Raw genomic sequence first — 15007 nt, forward strand, 5'->3', positions numbered from 1 at the left:
GCCGACCACGCCCACGCCGACCACGCCCACGCCGACCACGCCCACGCCGACCACGCCCACGCCGACCACGCCCACGCCGACCACGCCCACGCCGAGCACGGCCAACCGGGGCACGACCATGCCGCCCACCACGGCCAACCGGGGCACGGTCAGGCTGGGCATGACCACGCCGGGCACGGCCTCGCGGGCGACGACCACGCGGGGGAGCACCAGCACTCGGCGCGGAGCGCGTGGCTGCTCCTGCTCCCCGTGCTGGCGATCTTCCTGATCGCCCCACCCGCCCTGGGCGCCGACTCGGTGAAGCGGGCCGACAGCGGCGCGGCCGTGGCCCGCTCGGCCACCACCGACTCGGCCCTCTACCCCGACCTGCCCCCGGGCGACGTCCTCCCGCTCGGCATGGCCGACTTCGCCTCCCGAGCCGCGTTCGACCGCTCCCGCGCCCTGGAGAGCCGCACCGTCCGCCTGACCGGCTTCATCGTCCACGACGGCGACGACGTCTACCTCGCCCGCCTGAGCATCGCCTGCTGCGCCGCCGACGCCTTCCCGGTCCGAGTCCGCCTCGACGGCCGCTCGGTCGACACCCTGCCCAACGACACCTGGATCGACGCTGTCGGCAAACTCGTCCCCGGCAGCGCGACCAAGGAGAACGACTACATCCCCACCCTGTCGCTCCTCGGTGTCACCCCCGTACCGCAGCCGGAAAACCCGTACGAGCAGTAGCCGCCCACCACTGGCACCACCGAGACGATCCTGCTCTCGGACACACGGCCTGGCTGTGGCGCCCGTCCTGTGGTCTCAGCGGCTGGGGCGGGTGGTGCTCAGGCGCAGCGCTCGCAGGTGCCGAAGATCTCCACGGTGTGGCTCACCTGGGAGAAGCCGTTCTCCGCCGCGATGCGGTCGGCCCAGCGCTCGACGGCGGGGCCCTCGACCTCCACGGTGTGCCCGCAGGAGCGGCACACCAGGTGGTGGTGGTGATGGCTGGAGCAGCGCCGGTAGATCGCCTCGCCGCTGTCGGTGCGCAGCACGTCGATCTCGCCCGCGTCGGCCAGGGACTGGAGGGTGCGGTAGACCGTGGTGAGGCCGATGCCCTCACCGCGCTTGCGCAGTTCCTCGTGCAGTTCCTGGGCGGAGCGGAAGTCGTCGAGCTGGTCGAGCAGTTGGGCCACGGCGGTGCGCTGGCGGGTCGAACGCCTGCCCGGCACCGTTGCCGAGGATCGGTCCGTCGTCACCGGCGTTCGCCTTCCTCCACGTGGGCCACCGCGTCCACCACGATGTGCGACAGGTGCTCGTCGACCAGCCGGTAGACCACCTCCCGGCCGTGCCGCTCCCCGTGCACGACCCCGGCCGACTTGAGCACCCGCAGGTGCTGGCTGATCAGCGGCTGCGCCACCCCCAGCGCCTCGACCAGCTCGTGCACGCACAGGTCGGCGGCGCGCAGCTCCAGCACGATGGCGATCCGCACCGGAGCGGCCAGCGCCCGCAGCAGGTCGCCCGCCGCGCTCAGCGTGCTCACCGGCCTGCGCGGCAACTGCTGCGGCGCGGGCCGGTCGGGCGAGTGGTCGTGCCGCTCGGGAGCGATGGGCAGTTCCCGCGACGCGGCGTCCGAGGTCACGATCGACATCGTCCTCTCCTGCTGGCCTGGCCCGGGGTGATGGTTACCGTTGTCAACATCCTAGGCCGTTTCCGCCGGAGCCGGGATTGCACCTGCTCACAGCCGAGTGGACCGCCGGTCGACCGGGTGGGGTCACCGCGCCGTGGTGGGCCCCGCCGCCTCGCCCAACCGCACCGTCCCCGCGTCGGCGGCCAGCAGGCTGGTGTGCCTGCGGACCGACCCGGGCGCGGCCTCCACCACCACCTCGAAGGCGGCGGGTTCGGTCGTGTCGGCCTCGGTCAGGAACGGGATCACCTCGGTGCGCACGTCGAACGGCGACAGCGACCGCCGGTAGGCCGCCACCGACTCGAACTCCACGGTCAACACCCACGAGCCCGCGTCCTCGGTCGAGCGCACGAGCAGCCCGCGCACGCACCCGGGCTGCGCCAGCAGCAACCCCAGCGCCCGCTCGGCCCGGGCGGTGAACGGCTCGGGGTCGGTCACGGTGAACCGGGCGATCAGCAGCACGCGCGCGCCTTCCGGTGGTGTTCGGTGCGAGGATGCAGAACGGTAGCCCACGCAGCCGTCACCGACCGGGAGGCACCGTGCCACCGCAGCGCCCGATGCGAGCACCACTGCCGGCGGGCCGCGGCCCGCTGTCGAGGGTGTCACCGTCACTGGCCTTCCTGGTCGTGGTCGCCGTGTTCGCGACCGGGGTCCTGGTGCGCGGCGCGGTCGGCGCCGGACTGCTGTTCCTGCTGGCCGCCGGGGTCGCCACCCTGCTCGCGGGCACCTGGCGGGTGCTCTCGGCCGGGCAGCGGGCGGGCCGCGCCCTGGTGCTGGCGCTGCTCGTGGGAATCGCCTTCTCGGTGCTGTGACCGACCGGGCGGGCGCCGTACGGCCCACCGCCGCCGCGGACTACCCTGGGCACCCTCGCCGACCTTTGATTTCCCCCGCATGGAGGGTCAGTGCCCGCCGAACGGCTCGACTCCGTCGTCAACCTCTGCAAGCGCAGGGGCTTCGTCTACCCGAGCGGTGAGATCTACGGCGGCACCCGGTCCGCCTGGGACTACGGCCCCCTCGGCGTCGAGCTCAAGGACAACATCAAGCGCGCCTGGTGGAAGTCCGTGGTGCAGGGCCGCGACGACGTCGTCGGCCTGGACTCCTCGGTCATCCTGCCCAAGCAGGTCTGGACGGCGTCCGGCCACGTGAACGCCTTCCACGACCCCCTGGTCGAGTGCACCTCCTGCCACAAGCGCTTCCGCGCGGACCAGCTCGCCGAGCAGTACGCCGCCCGCACCGGCAAGGACGTGGCCGAGAACGACGTCTCCGACGTCCCCTGCCCCAACTGCGGCACCCGCGGCGAGTACACCGAGCCGCGCGAGTTCAACATGATGCTCAAGACGCACCTCGGGCCAGTGGAGACCGAGGAGGGCATGCACTACCTGCGCCCGGAGACCGCCCAGGGCATCTTCGTGAACTTCCTGAACGTGCTGACCACCTCCCGCCGCAAGCCGCCGTTCGGCATCGGCCAGATCGGCAAGTCGTTCCGCAACGAGATCTCCCCGGGCAACTTCATCTTCCGCACCCGCGAGTTCGAGCAGATGGAGATGGAGTTCTTCGTCGAACCCGGCACCGACGAGGAGTGGCACCAGTACTGGATCGACGAGCGCCTGCGCTGGTACACCGACCTGGGCATCGCCAAGGACAACCTCCGCATCTACGAGCACCCGCAGGAGAAGCTCTCGCACTACTCCAAGCGGACGGTGGACATCGAGTACCGCTTCCGGTTCGACGGGCAGGAGTGGGGCGAGCTGGAGGGCGTGGCCAACCGCAGCGACTTCGACCTGACCACGCACTCCAACAACTCCGGCGTCGACCTGTCCTACTTCGACCAGGCCACCAACTCCCGCTACCGGCCGTTCGTGATCGAGCCCGCCGCCGGTGTCGGCCGCCCGATGATGGCGTTCCTGCTCGACGCCTACACCGAGGACGTGGCGCCCAACGCCAAGGGCGGTGTCGACCAGCGGATCGTGCTGCGCCTCGACCGCAGGCTGGCCCCGGTGAAGGCCGCCGTGCTCCCGCTCTCGCGCAACGCGGACCTCTCGCCCAAGGCCCGGGACGTGGCCGCCGCGCTGCGCAAGCACTGGAACACCGACTTCGACGACGCGGGCGCCATCGGCCGCCGCTACCGCAGGCAGGACGAGATCGGCACGCCGTTCTGCGTGACGGTCGACTTCGACACCCTCAACGACCACGCCGTCACCGTCCGCGAGCGGGACACCATGTCGCAGGAGCGGGTCTCCCTCGACCGCCTCGAGTCCTACCTCGCCGCCCACCTCATCGGCTGCTGATCCACCCCCCGTCTCCCGACCACCGACGTCTGTTCCGACTGGTATCGACCCCCACCGGCAGCAGGCGGGCTCCGTCCGCGTCGGTCCCGCGCGCTGCCGGTGGCCCGGTTCACCCCTTGTGCGCCACCACCTCCGGGCGCGGCAGGTCCGCCGCGAGCCGGTACGCGCCCCGCAGTTCGGCGACCACCGCCGCGGTGTCGTCCCGGATGCGGGCGGGCGCGGTGTGCACCGGGATCACCCCGGCCGCGGTCAGCCTGGCCGCCCGGGTGAGGGTGGCCCGGTGGCTGCTCGGCGCCCACGGCCGGTGCAGGTCGGCGTCCCAGGCCAGCCCCACCTCGTCCCACCACGCGTCGACGATGCCCAGGTGGACGTCGTTCGGCGTGCTCAGCCGCACCGACCACCGCGGTGGCGGCAGCCCCGCGCGGTCCACCAGCGACGCCGCGATCCGCGTTCCCGCCGACCGGACTCCCCGGTCCACTTCGGACAGCACGCGGCGGAGCGCGCCCACGCCGGTCGCGGAGGTGGACGCCAGTTCCCGGTGGATCGCCGCGAGCGGCACCGGGCCGCCGAGTGCCAGGGCGCGCACCTCCTCCACCGACGGTGTCCGCCTGCACGCGTCGACGAGCGCCCTGGCGGCCGGAGCGGTGGGGAACCCCCGCCGCCACAGCGTGTCCGGCATCCGGTCGGTGCGCTCGGCCGCCACCGACCCGTCCGACCGCCCGCGCGCCGACGACGGCACGAGCAGGTGGATCGCGCCCAGCGGCGGCACCGCCATCCCGTGCAGCCACAGGGCCTCCCGGCCGGTGACGACGGCGTGCGGCCCGGCCACCCGCAGCGCCGCCTGCAACCGCTGGGTGCGCGCGGGCGGCGCGTCGCTGAGCAGGACGACGCCTTCGTCGAGGCGCTGCCACGGGCCCCGGGGCGCGCAGCGGGCGGCGATCCGGGGACCGGAGAGGCCGAGTGCGACCAGTTCGGACGAGCGGGCCACGCCGTGCGGGAACAGGGCGGGCAGGTGGTCGAGGTCGAGGACTGCTCGGTTCGCTGTCATGGCTTCGAGGAAACCGGCTCGGCGGGCGGGCGGGAAGGCGAGTCGCGAACCTGTGGATGGATTCGGGGGATGTGGACAACTCGGGGGTCGGGCAACCCCCGGCCGCCACGGACGTCATACCCTGCGCGTAGCGTGTTCGCCGCACCACGGCTCGTCCCCGGTCCTGGAAGGATGTCGGAGTGCCCCCCCACCCCCACCCGGTGCGCCGGTTCCTGCGCAGGCTGCTCGTCGGTTTCGTGCTGATGGGCTTCCTCGTCGTCGGCGGCACCGCGTTCCGGGTCTGGCAGGTCGCCCGCATCGACGACCGCGACCGCGCCGACGTGGTGGTCGTGCTCGGCGCGGCCCAGTACGCCGGCAGGCCGTCGAAGGTCCTCGAAGCCCGGCTGCGGCAGGCCAAGGCGCTGTTCGAGGAGGGCGTCGCCGAGCACATCGTCACCGGCGGTGGCAGGCGGGAGGGCGACCGCTACAGCGAGGCCGAGGCGGGCAAGCGCTGGCTGGTCGACCACGGCGTGCCCGACGACCGGGTCATCCAGGTCAGCGAGGGCAACGACACCCTGGGCACCCTGCACGCCGTGGCGGGCGAGGTGATGAACCGCGGCTGGGAGTCCGCCGTGATCGTCAGCGACCCCTGGCACTCGCTGCGCGCCCGCACCATGGCCGAGGACGCCGGGCTGGACGCCTGGACCTCGCCCACGCACTCCGGACCGATCGTGCAGACGCGCGAGACCCAGGCCCGCTACATCCTCCGCGAGACCGCCGCCCTGTTGTACTACCGCGGCACCCACGCCTCCGCCGACCGCATCGCCCTCGATCAGGAAGTCGGCTGACGCCCCCGGGACGTACCCTCTCCGGGTGAACAACGGCTACAGCGCGCACGACCGCGAACGGCTGGTCGCCGAGCCGGACAAGGGCGCGGGCCTGCCCGGTGCGCGGGCCCCCGTGCGCACGCCGTTCAGCCGGGACCGCGCCCGGGTCCTGCACTCGGCGGCGCTGCGCAGGCTCGCGGGCAAGACCCAGGTCGTGGGGCCCAACGAGGGCTCCGAGGCGCACGGCATCCCGCGGACCAGGCTGACCCACTCCCTGGAGGTCGCCCAGATCGGGCGCGGCATCGCCGAGGAACTGGGCTGCGACCCGGACGTCGTCGACACCGCGGGCCTCGCCCACGACATCGGCCACCCGCCCTTCGGCCACAACGGCGAGCGGGCGCTCGACCTCGCCGCCCAGCCCTGCGGCGGGTTCGAGGGCAACGCGCAGACCCTGCGCATCCTGACCCGGCTGGAGCCGAAGGTGCTCGGCCACGGCCTCAACCTCACCCGGGCCTCGCTCGACGCGGCCGCGAAGTACCCATGGCCGCGCCGCGCCGGGGTGGTCAAGTTCGGCGTCTACGACGACGACCTGCCGGTGTTCCGGTGGCTGCGCGACGGCGTCCCCGACGACCGCCGCTGCCTGGAGGCGCAGGTCATGGACTGGGCCGACGACGTGGCCTACTCGGTGCACGACGTCGAGGACGGGGTGCGCGCCGGGCGGATCTCGCTGGCCTCGCTGGCCGACCCGGCGGAGCGCGCGGTGATCGCCGGACTGGCCGCCAAGCACTTCTCCGCCGAGCCGGTCTCCTGCCTGGAGGAGGCCGCGGCGCAGCTGCTGGGGCTGTCCCCGGTCGCCGACCTCGTCGCGCGGGAGTACGACGGTTCGCTGGCCGCCCAGGTCGCGCTCAAGCGGCTGACCAGCGAACTCGTCGGTCGGTTCGCCACGGCGGTCGTCGCGGGCACCCGCCGCGCGCACGGCGACGGGCCGCTGACCCGCTACGCCGCCGACCTGGTCGTACCCGGGCGGGTCGCCGCCGAGGTCGCGCTGCTCAAGGCGATGGCGGTGCGCTACGTGATGAGCGACCCCGACCGGCTGGCCCTGCAGGCCGGGCAGCGCGAACTGCTCAGCAGCCTGGTCGCGGTGCTGGTGCGGCGGGCGGCGGAGGTGCTGGAGCCCGCGTTCCGCCCGGCCTGGGCGGAGGCGGCGGACGACGCGGCGCGGTTGCGGGTGGTCATCGACCAGGTCGCGTCGCTGACGGACTCGCAGGCGCTGGTCTGGCACGCCGCGCTTGTGGACAACCACCGAGCCCCCGGCCGCTGAGCCGGCACACTCGGACGCGTGTCGCACCTGGACTTCACCCTGGCCCTGCTCCGCGCCGTCGCGCCCGACCCCGCGGAGCAGGTGTGCTGGTCGCCGTTCTCGGTGGCCAGCGCGCTCGGCCTGCTCGCGGAAGGGGCCCGCGGGGACACCCGCGCCGAGCTGACCGCGCTGCTCGGCGACCTCGACGAGCTGCACGGGGCGTTGGCGGGGGCGACCGAACCGGACGACGGCGAGGACCGGATGACCCTCGCCGTGGCCAACACGCTGTGGGTCGACCCCGCGATCCGGGTCGAGGAGGGGTTCGCGTCCCGGATGTCCGGCGGGGTGCGCGCGGTGTCGTTCCGCGACGACACCGAGGGCGCCCGCCGCACGATCAACGCCGACGTCGCCGAGACGACCCGGCAGTTGATCGACGAGCTGCTGAAACCGGGCGACGTCCGCGCGACGACGGTCTCCGCGCTGGTGAACGCGCTGTACCTGAAAGTGGCGTGGCGCAACAGGTTCGCCGAGGGCGGGACCGAGCCGCGGCCGTTCCGCACCCCATCCGGACCGGTCGACGTGCCCACCATGGCGCTGACCGAGACGCTGGGGTACGCCGCGGTCGACGGGTGGCAGGTCGTGCGGCTCCCGGGGGCCGGGCAGGTGGAGGCGCTCGTCCTGCTGCCGGACGGCGACCTCGCCGAGGCCGAGGCCGCGCTGACCGGCGAGTCGCTGGCGGCGCTGGTGGAGGCGAAGGGCCGGGCCATGATCACGTTGCTGCTGCCGAGGCTGGCGGTGCGGTCGGAGGCGAAGCTGCGGTCCGCGCTGTCCGGACTGGGCGTCCGGGCGGTCTTCACCGACGAGGCGGACCTCAGCGGGATCAGCCCGGACCGGCTGGCGGTGGACGAGGTCGTCCACGAGGCGGTGCTCAAGGTCGACGAGCAGGGCTTCGAGGGCGCGGCGGCCACGGCGGTCATGATGCGAGCGGTCAGCCTGTCCGTCGGCGAGCCGCTGGAGGTCGCGGTGGACCGGCCGTTCCTGTTCCTGGTCCGGAATCGTCGTACCGGCGTGCTCTACTTCGTGGCGAGGGTGACGGACCCGTCCTGATCCCGTTCTTGATCCCGTTCCGACCGGCTGTCACACATCGACCCGGTACCTCGTCTCCCGAGTACACGGCCCCCGACGGGGCCCTGCGACGGAGGAGCCCGAGATGGCCCGTATCGACGGTGTGGACGGCAAGTCGGGTGGTCCGGTGCTGCGGATGCTCTACCGGTTCGCGGCCAAACGGTTCGGGGCCGTGCCCGAGCCGTTGACCGTGCTGGCCCACCACCGCGGGCTCATGGGCGCGAACGTCGTCCACGAGCTCGCCGCCCAACGGGCGTCCACGGTGCTGCCCGCCGCCGTCCGCGAGCTGGCGGTGTACCGGGTCGCCCAGCGGCTGGGCTGCTCGTGGTGCGTCGACTTCGGCGCCATGCTCCAGCGCCTCGACGGGCTGGACGTCGAGCGGCTCGCCCACATCGATGACCACGCCACCTCGTCCGCCTACACCGACGACGAGCGGCTGGCCATCGCCTACGCCGACGCCATGACCGACACCCCGGTCGGCGTCACCGACGCGCAGTTCGCCGAACTCCGGGAGCGGTTCGGTGAGAAAGGAGTGCTCGAACTGACCTACCAGATCGCGCTGGAGAACATGCGCGCCAGGATGAACGGCACGCTCGGCATCGTCGACCAGGGCTTCAGCTCGGGGGAGGCGTGCCGGGTGCCGACCCGGTGACCCTGACCAGCTTGTCCGGGTTGACCACGTCGTAGACCTCCGCGATCCGGCCGTCCCGGACCGCGAAGGTGGTGACCCGGGCACCGAGCGGCCGGTGCCCGTCACCACCGGGGGTCGCGGGCAGCACCATGCCCAGGTCGCCGTTCACCAGCACCAGGCGCCCGCCCGCCAGGGCGGCGGGACCGTACATCGCGAGCAGCCCCAGCAGGAACCGGCCGATCCGGTCGGCGCCGACCACCCGCTGCCGCGCCGTGCGGGCCTTGCCGCCACCGTCCCCGGTGAGCACGGCGTCCGGGTGCAGCAGGGCCACCACCCTGGCCAGGTCACCGGAGGCCAGGGCGGCGAGGAAGTCCTCGACGAGCTCGCGCTGCTGCGGCAGCGGCACCCGCGGTGGCGGGTCCGCCGCTGCCGCGGCCCTGCGGGCCCGGGTGGCGTGCTGGCGGGCCGCCGCGGGTGAGCAGCCCAGGGTGGCGGCGATCTCGCCGAACGGGACGCCGAACGCGTCGTGCAGCACCAGCGCGACCCGCTGCTCCGGGGTGAGCCGGTCGAGCACGACCAGGGCGGCCAGCCGCACGCCGTCGTCGCGGACGACCACGTCCAGCGGGTCCTCGGCGGCGGCCGGGCCGGGGGCGCCGGGCAGCGGGGTGACGATCGGCTCGGGCAGCCACGGGCCGACGTGGCGCTCGCGGCGGGCGGTGGCCGACCGCAGCCGGTCCAGGCACAGCCTGCCACGGCGGTGGTCAGCCAAGCGCGCAGGTCGCGGATGCCCTGCAGGGTCTGTTCGTCCACACCGGACAGGCGCAGCCAGGCGTCCTGCACCGCGTCCTCGGCGTCGGCCAGGGTGCCGGTGAGGCGGTAGGCCACGCCCACCAGGTGCGTGCGGTGCTCGGCGAACCGCGCGGCGAGGTCGGCGTCGGCTGGCACGCGCCCATGGTAGGGGCGGGTGTGGGCACCGGCGGCGGCGGTGGGGGAGTGGTCGACGAACAGGACGAGCGAGCTGGGAGGAGATCGGCGAAACCAGGACGTGCCGGTGCGCGGGCGTGGCCGGTGGGAGGAAGTCGGTGGCAGCGGAGGGGAGGGGGCGGCGGGGCCGAGTGACCTGAAAGCCGGGAGTCGGCGCACGCGCATAGACTTGACGACCGTGGCAGGACGCATCCGGGAAAGCGACATAGCACTCGTCCGCGAGCGCAGCCGGATCGACGAGATCGTCGGCGAGTACGTCCAGTTGCGGCGCGCGGGCGGCGGCGCGCTCAAGGGGCTGTGCCCGTTCCACGACGAGAAGACCCCGTCGTTCAACGTGCGGTCGACGCACGGGACGTTCCACTGCTTCGGCTGCGGCGAGGGCGGCGACGTCATCGCGTTCGTGATGAAGATCGACCACCTGTCGTTCGTCGAGTCGGTGGAGCGCCTCGCCGAACGGGTCGGGTTGCAGTTGACCTACGAGGGCGGCGGCGCCAGCGTGCAGCGCGACCGGGGCACCCGGTCGCGGCTGGTCGACGCGCACAAGGCGGCGGCGGAGTTCTACGCCGAGCAACTGCGCAGCCCGGAGGCCGTGACCGCGCGGGAGTTCCTGGCCGAACGCGGCTTCGACGAGGCGGCCGCGGCGGTGTACGGCTGCGGGTTCGCCCCGGCGGGCTGGGACCGGCTGACCAAGCACCTGCTCGGCCGCGGCTTCGAGGTGGCCGAGCTGATCAAGGGCGGCCTGGTCAAGGAGGGGCGGCAGGGGCCGATCGACCGGTTCCACCGGCGGCTGCTGTGGCCGATCAAGGACATCGGCGGCGACGTGGTCGGCTTCGGCGCGCGCAGGCTCTTCGACGACGACCAGATCCAGGCGAAGTACCTCAACACCAGCGAGAGCCCGATCTACAAGAAGTCCAACGTGCTGTTCGGGCTCGACCTGGCCAAGCGGGAGATCGCCAAGCGCCACCAGGTCGTCGTCGTCGAGGGCTACACCGACGTGATGGCCATGCACCAGGCGGGCGTGCCCACGGCGGTGGCCTCCTGCGGCACCGCGTTCGGCGCCGACCACATCCGGGTGCTGCGCAGGCTGCTGATGGACGACGACGCCTTCCGCGGCGAGGTGATCTTCACCTTCGACGGGGACGAGGCCGGGCAGAAGGCCGCCCGCAAGGCCTTCGACGACGAGCAGGAGTTCGCCGCCCAGACCTTCATCGCCATCGCCCCCGACGGCATGGACCCCTGCGAGCTGCGCCAAGCGAAGGGCGACGTCGCGGTCAAGGACCTGGTCGCCCGGCGCACCCCGCTGCTGAGCTTCGCCATCCGCTCCGAGCTGGCCAAGATCGACCTCGACACCGCCGAGGGGCGCGTCGACGCGCTGCGCCGCACCGTGCCCATGGTGGCCCGGATCAAGGACCACTCGCTGCGCGACGAGTACGCCCGCCAGTTGGCCGGGTGGGTCGGCTGGGACGACACCGCCGCGGTCGTCCGCCGGGTCCGCGAGAGCGCGGGCGGCACCGCCCGGCGGTCGTCGCGCACCCAGGTGGACCAGAACCAGGGCGCGCTCGCCGTCGAGACCACCGGCCCGGCCCGGCCCGACCCGCGCAACCCGCGCCTGCACGCCCAGCGCGAGGTGCTCAAGCTGGCGCTGCAGGAGCCCGCCCTGGCGGGCCCGATGTACGACTCGCTCCCGGTCGAGGTCTTCACCGACCCGGCCTACGCCGCCCTGCACCAGGCCGTGATCGACGCGGGCGGCACCGCCTCCGGCCTCGGCGGCGGTGAGCTGCTGGAGGCCGTCTCCAAGCAGTGCCAGGGGGAGGCGGTGCGCAAGCTGGTCAGCGAGCTGAGCGTCGAGCCGATGCCGCTGCCGAACAAGAACGCCGCCGCCGAGCGCTACGCCTCCGCCATCCTCGCCGCGTTGCAGCGGGAACTGGTGGCCAAGCAGATCGCCGACATCAAGTCGCGGTTGCAGCGGGTCTCGCCGATGGAGCACCCGGACGAGGCGCGCGCGCTGTGGGGGGACCTGGTGGCGATGGAGGAGTGGTATAAGGCGCTCGGCAACCAGGCCGCGGGCGGTGCGGCGTGATCGGCTTCCTGCAACGGCTGCTCAGCGGCGTGCCGAAGGGCTTCACCGGCGAGCTGGAGCGCGACGAGACAGTCGGCGCGGCGGCGACCGTGCGCGGCGGTGGGCACCTGCTGGCCACCTCGCTCGGGCTGTGGGTGCCCGAGCCGGAGGGCCCGCGCCGCATCGGGTGGCACCTGGTCTCCAAGGCCATCTGGGGTGGTGGCGCGCTGGAGATCGTCGAGGCGGAGGAGGTCGGCGAAGCGGGCACCGCGGTGCTCCTGGCCGACCTGCGGCCCCGCCGCTACGTCGTCGAAGCGCCGGGGAAGCTGCCGCAGGCCGTGCACCGCAGGGTCACCGGTTCGATCCGCTCGCGGCACCACCGCGAGCTGCCCGGTGGCGGGGCGTGGTTCGTCCAGCGCAAGCTGCCCGGCCGGGACGGAACGGTCTTGCAGGTCCGCCCCGACCCGGGCACCGACGCGGAGCTGGTGCGCGAGATCGCCGCCGAGGTCGCGGCCAAGATGTCCGGCGGGCTTCCGGATGAGGAGAACTCGCAGTAAGGTAACAGTACGAACGTACTGTTACAGGGGGCGTCATGTGGAATCCGACCGAGTACCTGACCTTCGGTGACCACCGGAGCAGGCCGTTCCACGAACTGCTCGCCCGCATCGACGCCGACAGCCCGCGAGCCGTGGCCGACCTCGGTTGCGGCCCCGGCACCCTCACCACGACCCTGGCCCGGCGCTGGCCCGACGCCCGGCTGACCGCGATCGACTCGTCCGCGGAGATGGTCGCCGCGGCCCGCGAACGCGGCGTCGAAGCCGAGGAACGCGCCGTCCAGGACTGGGAACCCGCCGCCGACACCGACGTCGTGGTGAGCAACGCCGTGCTCCAGTGGGTCCCCGGGTACCAGGACCTGCTGCGCCGCTGGGCGGCCGAACTGCCCCCGGGCGCGTGGATCGCCGTGCAGGTCCCGGGCAACTTCGGCGCCCCCTCCCACGCCCTGGTCCGCGAACTGGTCGCCGAACCCGAGTGGCACGACCGCCTGGAACCGGTCCGCCTCCGCGAAGAGGACGCCGTCCTCGACCCCGAGGGCTACGCCGACCTGATGAGCACCGCGGGCTGCGCCGTCGACGCCTGGGAGACCACCTACGTGCAACGGCTGACCGGCCGGGACGCGGTCCTGGAGTGGATCACCGGCACGGCCCTGCGCCCCATCCGCGCCGCCCTGCCCGACCCCGACTGGACCGCCTTCCGCGCGGCCCTGGCCCCACGCCTCGCCACGGCCTACCCGCCGCGGCCCGACGGCACCACCTGGTTCCCGTTCCGCCGGGTCTTCTTCGTCGCCAGGACGCCCTGAGGCCGCACCCCCGGGCGCCCCGGCGACCGACCGTCAGCCCTTGGAGTCCGCCTTGGTCCCGAGCATCTCCCCGACCTTGGCCCGCGCGATCCCCGCCGCACCCTGCACCGCAGGGTGGTCGGCGACCTTGCGGTACGTGCGCACGATCTGGTCGTACCGCCCCCGCCCGGCCTTGGCGCCGAGCACGTACCCGACGCCTGCTCCTACCAGGAACCCCATCACGTGCTGCCTCCTGAATGTGTCGACTTGTCGGACATCCTCCCCTACCTGCCGGTCTGCCGCTCCGGGCCGGGGTGGGCACCCCCCGGTAAAACCGGTCGCGGGGATGCGCTAGAGTTACTGCTCGTCGGGTTGAGGCCCGGCAGAACGCCCTTCCTCCATAGCTCAATTGGCAGAGCATTCGACTGTTAATCGAAGGGTTACTGGTTCGAGTCCAGTTGGAGGAGCCACAGACCCCCGGTCACCTGCGCAAAGGTGACCGGGGGTCTTGTACGTGGAGGCCGAGCGGGTAGTTGGTGACACTGCTGCTTCTGGCAGAGCGCGGACAGCGGCATGTGGTGGCGACGACGATCGTCAAGCGCAATACCCGGTCGGCTATTCACCAATGCGCAACGGTCGTTCAGCCATCCGAGGGATTGGCTGAACCGGTCTGGGTGCTTCTCGGAGGAACGACCGGCGGGCGACAATCGTCGTGCTCGACGGTGACAGCAGTCGGTCACCCACCCCGTCCCCCTGAGGTGTGAGCATGTTCGGGATCGACATCTACGGCCGCTACCAGACCGTGACGGACTGGTGGGCGGTGCGTGGTGCCGGGGTGCGGTTCGCCTGGGTCAAGGCGTCCGACGGGGGTGGACCCGCGAGGGTGCGCGCCGACGCGCTGGTGGCGGGGGCGCGGTCGGTGGGGATCGCGGTGGGGTTGTACCACTTCGCGCAGAAGTCGCCCGGACCCGAAGCGCAGGCCGAGGTGTTGGCGGGGGAGGTTTCCCGGCTCGAGGCGCGTGGGGTGGTGCCCGCGCTCGACATGGAGGACAACGCCGGGGCGGGGTTGCGGTGGTCGGTCGCGGAGGCGCGGGAGCACGGCACCCGGTTCCTGCACCGGCTGCGGGAACTCGGGTACGACCGGACCGCAATCTACTCCAGCGTCAGCCAACTGGGCCTGTGGCGGCCGGAGGGGTGGGGCGTGCCGGAGCTGGTGGTCTGGGCTGCCCGATACGGCAGCAACGACGGCAGCAACCAGGGCCTGGGCGGCTACGGCGGCCGCGTCGACGTCCACCAGTACACCTCCGTCGGCCGGATTCCAGGGATCTCCGGGTCGGTCGACCTGAACAACGCTCTGATCGATCCCACCGAGGAGGGCTTCTTGTCCGCACTGTCCGACATCGAGCAGCGCACCCTCTACAACCGCGTGATGGGCTTCCTGCGCCAGCGCTGGTACCTGCGCGGCGAAGACGGCAGCATCGCCATGGTCCCCGAGGGCACCCCCGGCGCCGTCCCGGCGGCAGCCCTGGACACCCTCGACGGCAACCACCTCGTCGGCCTCCTCGGTGAGGAGGAGGCGGCCGTGGTCGACGCCCTGCGGTTGCTGTCATCCGGCCGGGGCACCGTGGCCGACCTCGCCGCCGCCATCGCCCCTGTCCTGCCCGGGGGCACGGACCCGGACGACTTCGCCACGGCGCTGCGCACCCGCCTCGCTCCGCCCCCGGAATCCGGGGGCGGAGCGGAGTGACCCTTCCGGCCGGACGCGTGCGCCGT

General features: G+C 73.1%; 16 protein-coding genes, 1 tRNA gene and 2 pseudogenes. 12 read left to right on the top strand and 7 right to left on the bottom strand.

The genetic code is table 11. The features are described from left to right. On the bottom strand, positions 1-210 hold a 210-nt coding region (locus DFQ13_RS34035; RefSeq protein WP_181400128.1), incomplete at its 3' end, for a hypothetical protein. Between the two features lie 18 nt (positions 211-228). Here DFQ13_RS34035 and DFQ13_RS22210 point away from each other — a divergent pair. After that, positions 229-720: pseudogene (locus DFQ13_RS22210) on the top strand (TIGR03943 family putative permease subunit); the annotation flags it as partial. A gap of 98 nt (positions 721-818) precedes the next feature. On the opposite strand, the gene DFQ13_RS22215 reads toward DFQ13_RS22210, so the two are convergent. The 3 genes from DFQ13_RS22215 to DFQ13_RS22225 form a co-directional block, all read right to left on the bottom strand. Next, positions 819-1229: a Fur family transcriptional regulator gene (locus tag DFQ13_RS22215; protein WP_035288810.1), complete on the bottom strand. Its 411-nt coding sequence runs from the start codon at positions 1227-1229 to the stop codon at positions 819-821. Beyond that, a complete protein-coding gene (locus tag DFQ13_RS22220; protein ID WP_110081211.1) occupies positions 1226-1621 on the bottom strand; it encodes an ArsR/SmtB family transcription factor in 396 nt (131 codons plus the stop codon). Before DFQ13_RS22220 ends, DFQ13_RS22215 begins: the two co-directional genes overlap by 4 nt. 123 nt (positions 1622-1744) lie before the next feature. After that, on the bottom strand, positions 1745-2119 hold the full coding sequence (locus DFQ13_RS22225) for an antibiotic biosynthesis monooxygenase family protein (RefSeq protein WP_110081212.1): 375 nt from the start codon (positions 2117-2119) through the stop codon (positions 1745-1747). Between the two features lie 95 nt (positions 2120-2214). On the opposite strand from DFQ13_RS22225, the gene DFQ13_RS22230 reads away from it, so the two are divergent. Both DFQ13_RS22230 and DFQ13_RS22235 read left to right on the top strand, forming a co-directional pair. Further along, positions 2215-2469: a hypothetical protein gene (locus DFQ13_RS22230; RefSeq protein ID WP_110081213.1), complete on the top strand. Its 255-nt coding sequence runs from the start codon at positions 2215-2217 to the stop codon at positions 2467-2469. Between the two features lie 90 nt (positions 2470-2559). Beyond that, on the top strand, positions 2560-3945 hold the full coding sequence (locus tag DFQ13_RS22235) for a glycine--tRNA ligase (protein ID WP_035288804.1): 1386 nt from the start codon (positions 2560-2562) through the stop codon (positions 3943-3945). Positions 3946-4054: 109 nt separating this feature from the next. On the opposite strand, the gene DFQ13_RS22240 is transcribed toward DFQ13_RS22235, so the two are convergent. Then, positions 4055-4993 (bottom strand): hypothetical protein, encoded by a 939-nt coding sequence (locus DFQ13_RS22240; RefSeq protein WP_052021914.1) that lies wholly within the window; start codon positions 4991-4993, stop codon positions 4055-4057. A 242-nt stretch (positions 4994-5235) separates the two neighbouring features. Between DFQ13_RS22240 and DFQ13_RS22245 the strand changes: the two genes are divergently transcribed. The 4 genes from DFQ13_RS22245 to DFQ13_RS22260 all read left to right on the top strand — a co-directional run bounded on the left by DFQ13_RS22245 (position 5236) and on the right by DFQ13_RS22260 (position 8876). Continuing rightward, complete coding sequence (locus DFQ13_RS22245) at positions 5236-5820, top strand: YdcF family protein (protein ID WP_052021918.1); 585 nt, start codon at positions 5236-5238, stop codon at positions 5818-5820. A gap of 25 nt (positions 5821-5845) precedes the next feature. Continuing rightward, positions 5846-7120: a deoxyguanosinetriphosphate triphosphohydrolase gene (locus DFQ13_RS22250; protein WP_035288800.1), complete on the top strand. Its 1275-nt coding sequence runs from the start codon at positions 5846-5848 to the stop codon at positions 7118-7120. An 18-nt stretch (positions 7121-7138) separates the two neighbouring features. Then, positions 7139-8206, top strand: a complete 1068-nt coding sequence (locus tag DFQ13_RS22255; protein ID WP_110081214.1) for a serpin family protein — start codon at positions 7139-7141, stop codon at positions 8204-8206. A 103-nt stretch (positions 8207-8309) separates the two neighbouring features. Continuing rightward, a complete protein-coding gene (locus DFQ13_RS22260) occupies positions 8310-8876 on the top strand; it encodes a carboxymuconolactone decarboxylase family protein (protein ID WP_035288796.1) in 567 nt (188 codons plus the stop codon). On the opposite strand, the pseudogene sigJ reads toward DFQ13_RS22260, so the two are convergent. Next, positions 8839-9800, bottom strand: a pseudogene (sigJ, locus tag DFQ13_RS22265) (RNA polymerase sigma factor SigJ). The gene DFQ13_RS22260 and the pseudogene sigJ sit on opposite strands and share 38 nt — an antisense overlap. A gap of 217 nt (positions 9801-10017) precedes the next feature. Here sigJ and dnaG point away from each other — a divergent pair. From dnaG to DFQ13_RS22280, 3 genes are read left to right on the top strand one after another with little or no spacing between them, the layout of a single operon-like run. Beyond that, complete coding sequence (dnaG, locus tag DFQ13_RS22270; RefSeq protein ID WP_035288792.1) at positions 10018-11919, top strand: DNA primase; 1902 nt, start codon at positions 10018-10020, stop codon at positions 11917-11919. Beyond that, positions 11919-12455 carry a hypothetical protein gene (locus tag DFQ13_RS22275; RefSeq protein WP_110081377.1) on the top strand — a complete coding sequence of 179 codons (537 nt, stop codon included), beginning with the start codon at positions 11919-11921 and terminating at the stop codon, positions 12453-12455. The genes dnaG and DFQ13_RS22275 overlap by 1 nt, the downstream gene beginning before the upstream one ends. A 35-nt stretch (positions 12456-12490) precedes the next feature. After that, a complete protein-coding gene (locus DFQ13_RS22280) occupies positions 12491-13255 on the top strand; it encodes a trans-aconitate 2-methyltransferase (RefSeq protein ID WP_110081215.1) in 765 nt (254 codons plus the stop codon). A 33-nt stretch (positions 13256-13288) separates the two neighbouring features. Here the strand turns inward: DFQ13_RS22280 and DFQ13_RS22285 are convergent, their stop codons facing one another. Continuing rightward, on the bottom strand, positions 13289-13474 hold the full coding sequence (locus DFQ13_RS22285; RefSeq protein WP_035288789.1) for a hypothetical protein: 186 nt from the start codon (positions 13472-13474) through the stop codon (positions 13289-13291). Between the two features lie 154 nt (positions 13475-13628). On the opposite strand from DFQ13_RS22285, the gene DFQ13_RS22290 reads away from it, so the two are divergent. Beyond that, positions 13629-13704: transfer RNA gene (locus tag DFQ13_RS22290), tRNA-Asn, on the top strand. 296 nt (positions 13705-14000) lie between these two features. Beyond that, the gene (locus tag DFQ13_RS22295) at positions 14001-14981 is read left to right on the top strand and encodes a glycoside hydrolase family 25 protein (protein ID WP_110081217.1); all 981 of its coding nucleotides are present in this window, start codon (positions 14001-14003) and stop codon (positions 14979-14981) included. Positions 14982-15007: the final 26 nt, after the last annotated feature.

This window comes from Actinokineospora spheciospongiae (assembly GCF_003182415.1).
In the GTDB taxonomy this organism is placed as follows: domain Bacteria; phylum Actinomycetota; class Actinomycetes; order Mycobacteriales; family Pseudonocardiaceae; genus Actinokineospora; species Actinokineospora spheciospongiae.